General features: G+C 69.6%; 6 protein-coding genes and 1 pseudogene. 6 read left to right on the top strand and 1 reads right to left on the bottom strand.

The genetic code is table 11. The features are described from left to right. Positions 1-269 precede the first annotated feature (269 nt). The 6 genes and pseudogenes from A8M77_RS34500 to A8M77_RS34520 all read left to right on the top strand — a co-directional run bounded on the left by A8M77_RS34500 (position 270) and on the right by A8M77_RS34520 (position 6272). Positions 270-1793 (top strand): AMP-binding protein, encoded by a 1524-nt coding sequence (locus A8M77_RS34500; RefSeq protein WP_086925982.1) that lies wholly within the window; start codon positions 270-272, stop codon positions 1791-1793. A gap of 67 nt (positions 1794-1860) precedes the next feature. Continuing rightward, a complete protein-coding gene (locus A8M77_RS34505; RefSeq protein WP_086925983.1) occupies positions 1861-3369 on the top strand; it encodes a hypothetical protein in 1509 nt (502 codons plus the stop codon). 6 nt (positions 3370-3375) lie between these two features. Further along, positions 3376-4287 (top strand): hypothetical protein, encoded by a 912-nt coding sequence (locus A8M77_RS34510; RefSeq protein ID WP_143694888.1) that lies wholly within the window; start codon positions 3376-3378, stop codon positions 4285-4287. A gap of 29 nt (positions 4288-4316) precedes the next feature. Continuing rightward, on the top strand, positions 4317-5402 hold the full coding sequence (locus A8M77_RS34515) for a TAXI family TRAP transporter solute-binding subunit (protein WP_192871721.1): 1086 nt from the start codon (positions 4317-4319) through the stop codon (positions 5400-5402). A gap of 69 nt (positions 5403-5471) precedes the next feature. After that, positions 5472-5600: pseudogene (locus tag A8M77_RS37590) on the top strand (trypsin-like peptidase domain-containing protein); the annotation flags it as partial. A 192-nt stretch (positions 5601-5792) separates the two neighbouring features. Next, on the top strand, positions 5793-6272 hold the full coding sequence (locus A8M77_RS34520; protein ID WP_086925986.1) for a VOC family protein: 480 nt from the start codon (positions 5793-5795) through the stop codon (positions 6270-6272). 66 nt (positions 6273-6338) lie between these two features. On the opposite strand, the gene A8M77_RS36345 is transcribed toward A8M77_RS34520, so the two are convergent. Beyond that, a partial coding sequence (locus A8M77_RS36345; RefSeq protein WP_202820699.1) for a hypothetical protein occupies positions 6339-7966 on the bottom strand: 1628 nt, incomplete at its 5' end.

Here is a 7966-nt window from a genome sequence, read left to right on the forward strand (position 1 = left end):
CCCGAAGGGCGCGTAGCGAGTTCTGCGGCGGGGCCGGCTGCGCGAGCACCGCAGGTTGCCCGTAGCGAAGCGGAGGGACACGCGCAGTGGGGTCGCCTTTCTTTGGTTACTTTCTTTGGCGAGACAAAGAAAGTGACTCGCCCGCCGGGGCGAATTCCCGGCTCCTGCGCCAAACAAACAGCAAGGCACAAATCAAGCGTACGAGTGCCCTCACCCCACCCTCTCCCAGAAGGAGAGGGAGCAAGCGCAGCCAAGATGAAGGGACCTCAATGAACACGCAGACAGTCCATGCACTGATCGAGACCCAGGCCGAACAGCGCCCGCAGGCGGTCTACGCGCTCTCCACCGAGGGCGGCTCGCCCCTGCACTACGCCGACTTGGCGCGCGGCTGCCGCACGGTGGCCGAGGTGCTGCGCCAGCACGGCGCGAAGCCCGGCGACACCGTCTCACTGGTCATGCCCAACGGCCTGCAAACCCTGCGCCTCCTGCTGGGCGCCATGCATGCCGGCCTGTGCGTGAACCCGGTGAACCTGCTCTCGCAGCCGGATCAGATGCGCTACGTGCTCGCGCATTCCGACTGCCGCCTCGTGTGCGTCGCGCCCGAATGGGAGGAGCGCGTGCGCACGATGCTGCAGGAGCTCGGCAGGCCGGTGTCGCTGATGGTGGTCGAACCCGACGCAGCGGCGCTCCCCGGCGAGGCCGAGACATCTGCCGCACCCGAGGCACCGGCGCCCTCGCCCGAGACGGTGGCGCTGCTGATGTACACCTCCGGCACCACCGGCATGCCCAAGGGGGTGATGCTCACGCAGCGCAACCTGGCCGCCAATGCGCATGCCATCAGCGCCGAGCATGGCCTGCAGCCGGACGACCGGGTGCTGGCCGTGCTGCCGCTCTACCACATCAACGCCTTCGCCGTGACCATGCTGGCGCCGCTGGCACATGGCGGCAGCCTGGCGATGCCGCCGAAGTTCTCGGCAGGACGCTTCTGGGCGCAGGCCGCGCAGGCGCAGTGCAGCTGGATCAACGTGGTGCCGACGATGATCTCCTACCTGCTCGAGGGCGGAAAGCCGGCGCCGGCGGAGGCAGCACACTGCGCGCGCATCCGCTTCTGCCGATCGGCCTCGGCCGCGCTGCCGCCGGAGCACCACCGCGCCTTCGAGCAGATGTTCGGCATCGGCATCGTCGAGACCATGGGCCTCACCGAAACGGCCGCGCCCTCCTTCTCCAACCCGATGGATCCGGCCGCGCGCAAGCTGGGCTCGGTGGGCCGCGCCTCGGGCTGCGAGGCGCGGGTGGTCGACGCCACGCTCGCCGAGCTGCCCGACGGCAGCACCGGCGAGTTGGTGATCCGCGGGCCCAACGTGATGCTCGGCTATTACAAGAACGAGGAAGCCACACGCGCCAGCTTCACGCCGGACGGCTGGCTGCGCACCGGCGACCTGGGGCACCGCGACGCGGACGGGTTCTTCTTCGTCACCGGCCGGATCAAGGAGCTGATCATCAAGGGCGGCGAGAACATCGCGCCGCGCGAGATCGACGAGGCGCTGCTGGCCCATCCCGCGGTGCGCGACGCCGCCGCGGTGGGCGTGCCCGACCGCCACTACGGGCAGGAGATCGGCGTCGCCGTGATCCTGCGCGAGGGCATGAGCTGCGGCGAGGAGGCCCTTCGCGCCTGGTGCGCCGAGGCGCTTGGGCGCTACAAGGCGCCCGCCCACTACCGCTTCGTGGAGGAGCTGCCGCGCGGCCCGTCCGGCAAGGTGCAGCGCCTGAAGCTGCTGCCCTTGTTCAAATGAGCGCTGGCCGTTAGGAATACCACTTTCGTTTGCGCACAGAAGCGCATCGGCGTCCTACACTGGCCTGATGTCCACATGGCTGGCGTCGGCTTTGCAGAACGAGCGTTGGGCGGTGGGCGACCAGATCTGGTCGCGCGATCCGGCCACGGGTGCGTTCGATCTGGCTGACTACAAGGGACTGGGTGCACCGCCGCCGGCATGCAACCCCTTCGATCTCGCACCCCTGGTGGGCGCGCGGGTCAGCATCGAAAGCGCGGCAGGCGTGGCCGGCCCGGTCGCGCTCTACCCCGGTGCCTTCCGCTTCTCTCCTGCCACGGGCAAGGCGTTGCCCGAGCCCGCCGCCATCGAGGCGGAAGCGTGGCTGCCGCCCTTCGGGGCCGACGGCGCTGCCGGCGACACGCCGCAAGGCCTGCGCCTGACCGCCACCCACCTCGCGCTGCGGCCGACGCTGAGCGCCGAGTCGCCGCCGGACCGCCAGATCGCGATGCCGCCGGCCGGCAACTGCCACTTCCTCGTCGGCGCCTTCTCCACCTGCGACAGCCGGCTGCTCGCCATCGATGCCTCGCAGGGACTGCTCTACCACTGGCTGCCGAACTCCGAGCGCTGGCAGGCACTGCGTCCGAGCGGCACGCAGGCACCGGCACCCAGTTCCCTCGCCGACGAGGCCTGGGGCCTGGCGGCGCAGGATCCGCAGCGCTCCGCCAGGGTTTTCCTGCCGACCGATGCCGGCCTGGCCATCGTTTTCGTCAACCTGATCGCCCGCACCTGCGAGGTGCGCAGCGTGGGCACCCGCTGCCTGGGCGCGCCGGTGCTGTGGCAGGGCCGGGTCCACGTGCCCATGCTGGAGGAGGACGGGACGCTCGGCGTTCACGCGCTGGACCCGGACGGCTCCGAGCTTCACCGCATCGACGGGCCCACGCTGGACGCCGCGGACGCGGGATGGCTCCGTCCGCTGGCCGACCCGCACCGGATCGTGTGGATGGCGCCGGCAGGCCAGTTGGTGGTCAGCCGCGGCGGCGACGCTGACGCGTCCGGCGCCGCCTTCCTGCCCTGGCCGGCCGGCATCACGCCACGGCTGGACCTGGGCAGCCCCTACCTGTCCCGCAACGGCAACCTCTGGCAGCAGTGCGTGCGGCAGGAGGACGGCCAGACGGAGGTCGTCTTCGTCCAGCTCGGCCTGGCCGAACCGGAAATCCGGCCCGCGAGTTCGCCGAGGCTCAGCACCGGCGCGGCCTGCTTCCAACTCGACACGCGCCTGCGGCTCGCCCCCTGGTTCGAGCCCGACGACTGCCGTGCGCCCGAGGCCGACGAAGTGATCGTTCCGCTGCTGGAATCGACCTCGGCATCGACCGTGCTGTGTGCGCGCATCCCCCATACCCGCCCGCTGGACAGCCTGCTCGCGTCGACGGAGACCTGCACCGCCACCTTCGAACTGCACGGCGGCGAGCACGACGTGCAGTTCTGGATGGCCCGCATGTCCCGGCCCTGGGCCGCACGCCCCTTCGTCTATGCGGGCCATCTGTATCTCTACCACCCCGACAGGCGGCGCCTGCCCGGGTGGCGGATCGAACCCTGACCGGCCATGGCGAACTCTCTTGATCCGGAATTGGTCTTTCCAGCGCCCTGCAGGCACTGCACCCGCCTGCTGCATGGCGAGGTGCGGTTCTGCCCCTACTGCGGCGGCGAGGAGGCGGCGGTGCACGCGGACGCCGGCGCCATGACGGCGACCACCGAGGCCGGGCGCTGGAAACCCGAGCGCGCCGAGGCGATGCCGCAGTTCGCGGTGGACTCGTCCTTCGTGCCGCGGCGTGAGCTTCAGCAGCGGGTCGGCTTTCCCTCCGTCCCCGGCGCCTCGAAGCCCCCCCGGGAAGGCGCGGACAACGAGACCGCCCTGCTCGGCCCCGCCGCCTTCGAATGGCCCGAAGGGCTGCCGGCCGTGATCACCGTCGAGCCGCGCATGTCGAAGCCGCGCCTCGGCGCACTGCTGACGAAGCCCGTGGCGATCGGCACCGCGCTGACCCTGTCCGTGATCGCCCTGGTGCTGAGCCTGGGCCCGCTCCAGGCCGGCCGGCAGGCCGATCCCGACAAACTGCAGGAACCGACGGCGAAACTGGAGCAGGCGCAAGGCGCACTGGGCCGCGGCGACCTCGACAATGCCCAGCGCGAGCTCGGCGCGCTGGCCGCCGCGTATCCCGGCCATGCGGGCGTGCAGTCGCTGCAGGACGAGCTCGACCAGCGCGAACGCGAGCAGGCCGTCCGGCGCGAGCAGTTGCGCGACGCCGCCCAGAAGGCGGCCCAGGCGCTGGGCCTCGGCGCGCTGCCGCTCTCGCCCTCGCCTGCATCGGCTCCCGTGACGCCGGTGGAAGCGCCCGCCGCCACGCCCGCCCCGCAGGCCGTTGCCGTGCAGGAACCCAGGACGATGCCCTGCAGCGAAGCGATGGCGGCGCTCGCGCTGTGCGCGCAGGAAGACCCCCGGCAGGCATCCGCCCGCTGACGACCCGTGACGACCCCGAAGGAGTCAAGATGCCACCAATCAGATCACTGCTGGCCGGGCTGATGTCGATGGCCTTTCTGCTGTCCTCGGCGGCCCTGGCGGCGCCACCACCCCGAACCGGCTACAAGATCGTCACCGCATCGAAGACCGGCACCTACATCCAGATCGGCCGCGACCTGGCCCAGTGGATCGCCGACCCCGCCGGCATCGATCTCGAAGTCCTGGAGTCCAAGGGCTCGGCGGAGAACATCCAGCGCATGCGCTTCGAGCAGGGGGTGAAGCTGGCGCTGGTGCAGTCCGACGTCTACCAGGCCTTCCTCGACGAGGCGAAGGCCGGGAACGCCGACGCGGGCAACATCATCCGGCCGCTGCGGCTGATCATGCCGCTGTACGACGAGGAGATCTACTTCGTCGCCCGCGCCGATGCGCCGATCAACTCCATCCACGAGATCAAGAACAAGAAGATCGCCGTCGGCGCGCTCGGCAGCGGCACGGCGCTCACCTCGCGCACGCTCTACCAGCTCATGTTCGGCGAGCCGATGCCCTCGGAGAACGCGCAGTACCTGACCAACGAGGACGCGCTGGTGAAGCTCACCGTCGACAAGACAATCGACGTCGCCATCATCGTGGCCGGACAGCCGGCCAAGCTGTTCTCGGACATGAAGCCCGAGGCGCGCAACTTCATCAAGATCCTGAAGCTCGACGACGCGGCACCGGAGACCACGCGCGCGAAGAAGACCTACTTCCCCGCGACCATCCGCACCACGAGCTATCCCAGCTGGCTCACGGCCGACATCCCCACGCTGACCGTCAAGGCCTACCTGGTCACCTACGACTACGGCCTGCAGTCGACGGTCGGCAACCTGGCCCGCTTCGCCGAGTCGCTCTGCACGAACTTCGACAAGCTGCAGGCCAACGGGCATCCCAAGTGGAAGCAGGTGAAGCTGGAACTGCCGCCGCTGGCGCAGGGCTGGCGCTACTACCCGCCGATGGAGAAGCGCCTGCGCGCGTGCATCGGCGGGCGGACGGCCGCCGCGTCCCCCGCGCCGGTATCGGACCGGCCGGCGCGACCGTGCACGGAGCAGGAGTTCGTGCTGGGGCTGTGCAGGCGCTGAGTCAACGGCTTTCGACGAAGGCACGACACGGCGGCGTAGCGCCTCGCGGCGGGGCCGCAGGTCACGGCCGGCAACGCGACGGCCCTCGCCGGCATCGGCAACAACACGGCCCTCATCCAGATCTCCTCACCCGTACGGCCCGGCAACAGCGGCGGGCCGGTTCTCGACGCGAGCGGCAACGTCGTGGCGGTTGCGTGAACCGCCGACTCGCGCGATTCGCGCAGTTGTCTGACGAAGCGCTCGGCCCCTGATGGCAACATGCGGCCGTGATCGGTCGTCTACGATCCGCCGCGCGCCTCCTCCCGGGTGCGCACCCCCTGAGGAACGACGGCTGCCGGAGAAGCCGGCAGCCTTCGTCCTCGATTGCACGTACTTGAATAGGAGAGCGAAGTGGGCAGCAAGAACACGATTTGTCTCTGGTACGACGGCACCGCCCAGGAAGCCGCGCAGTTCTACGCGGAGACTTTCCCCGACAGCGCCGTGAAGGCCGTCCACCACGCGCCCGGCGACTATCCCTCGGGCAAGCAAGGCGATGTGCTGACGGTCGAGTTCACCGTCATGGGCATCCCCTGTCTCGGCCTGAACGGCGGTCCGGCGTTCAAGCACAACGAGGCCTTCTCGTTCCAGGTGGCGACCGACGACCAGGCCGAGACCGATCGCCTGTGGAACGCGATCGTCAGCAACGGCGGCCAGGAAAGCGCATGCGGCTGGTGCAAGGACAAGTGGGGCCTGTCGTGGCAGATCACGCCGCGCGTCCTGACGGACGCGATCGCCGATCCCGATCGCGCCGTGGCCAAGCGCGTCTTCGACGCGATGATGCAGATGGGAAAGATCGACATCGCAAAGATCGAGGCGGCACGGCGGGGCTGAGAGGCCCGCCCGGCATGGCGAGGTGGCACGCCTACCTGATGAAGCACACGTGGGGGCGAATGACGATCACGCGTCCGTTTGTCGAGACAGGATTTCCAGCACCCGCGCGACCAGCCGGGCATCGATCGCATCGAGCCCTGCCACGAGCTCGGGTTCATTGCGCGCCCCGGACCAGATGCGCTGCACCGGCTCGACCAGCTTGAACCCCTTGCCCTCGAAATCGGTCAGCACCGCTTCGAGCTCCGCCCGTTCCCGGCCGTCGCCCCGTGCCACCGCAGCGATGCCTTGCAGCATGGGCTCGAACTGCTCGAGCAGTCTGGCGATGCGCTCGTCCTCTGTGCCGCCACCACCACCCCCGATCAAGCCGCCCTCACGCAACCGTTGCAGCGTCCGCGCCGCCTCGTCCGCGGGCAGGGCCTGCAGGGCCGCGTTCAGCGCCTGCGAGAATGCGGCGCCGTCGAGCTCGAAGGCCGCCTGGATTGCCGGCGGCATGTCCACCAGCACTGCTTGCCTGGCCTGTGCCTTCCGGGCTCGTTGTTCCTTCTCCTCAAGGGCCATCTGCCAGATCGCCGCCAGCGTGGCGTCACCGTCGGCAAACGTCCGCGGCAGCCGCTCGAACAGCGCGGCCAGGCGCACGCCGGGTACCGTCTCGACTTGTCGGACCACGTCTGCAAATGCCGGCGGCGAAGGCGCGAGGTCGACGGCGGCGAGTGCCGACAACGCGTTCGGCAGACGCCCCGATCGGATCTGCATGAAAAGCGTAGCCGCCGCCAGTCTATGGGCCAGGACCTGCGTCGGGTCGCGCGCTGACCGCCTGAGATAGATCGCCAGGCTGTAGTGGCTGATCGCACAAACGTCGGGGTCGCCGATCTGATAGCTGTAGCCAAGTGCCAGCCGTTCGAAGTCCGCGGCCTTGTCTGGCGCGCCGGTCTCGTCCTCCAGATCGGCCAACAACGAGAAGACCATGCCCAGCCCCGAGCGGTACCGCTCCGCTTCGAAGACCCTGCGGCAGTCAAGCAGCAGGGCGCGTGCATCGTCGACGCGCCCGAGGCGTAGCAGGGGCGCAGCATCGTTGAAGCGATATCTCGCCAGATCCAACGCACTGGCGCCGCGGGCCTGTTTGGATCGGAGGATCTCGTCATTCAGTTGCAGCGCATCCTCGTATCGCTTCGAACGCAGCGCGACCGAGCGACCCGTGTCGAGCAGCCCTTCGCGCACGTTCCAGGGCTGCGCACTTTCTTCCACCTCACTCGTCTCCGGGAGCGCGGCCATCTGCGGGCGCAGCCGCTCGACCGCCTCGCTCACCTCGTCGTAGCGGCCGAGTTCGGCGAGCAGTTGCAGGCGCTGGCCCTCGTCGGCGAGCTGGGTCCAGGGGCCGAGCCCCGCATTGCGCGTGTCCTCGGCCTTTGCGTCGGCAGCCTGCAAGGCTTCGTGCGCCCGGCCGGCTTCCCGCAGCAGGACCAGCAGGTCGCTGGCAGACGCCGAGGCCAGCCGGTACTGGCCCAACTCCCGAGCGCGTTCGATCACGTGGCGCATGCGGCGTTCGGCCTCATCCTGTCGGTTCGCCATCGCCAGGCTCCTAGCCAAGAGGCCCTGGTCGACAAGCTCCCGCTCGCTGCCGGCAGTGGCCTGGGCGATGCGTTCGAGCAGCGGCAGCGCGAAGGCAATCGTGTCCGGGCTGTTGTCCAGCGCAA

The organism is Variovorax sp. JS1663 (genome assembly GCF_002157355.1).
Classification (GTDB): domain Bacteria; phylum Pseudomonadota; class Gammaproteobacteria; order Burkholderiales; family Burkholderiaceae_C; genus Variovorax.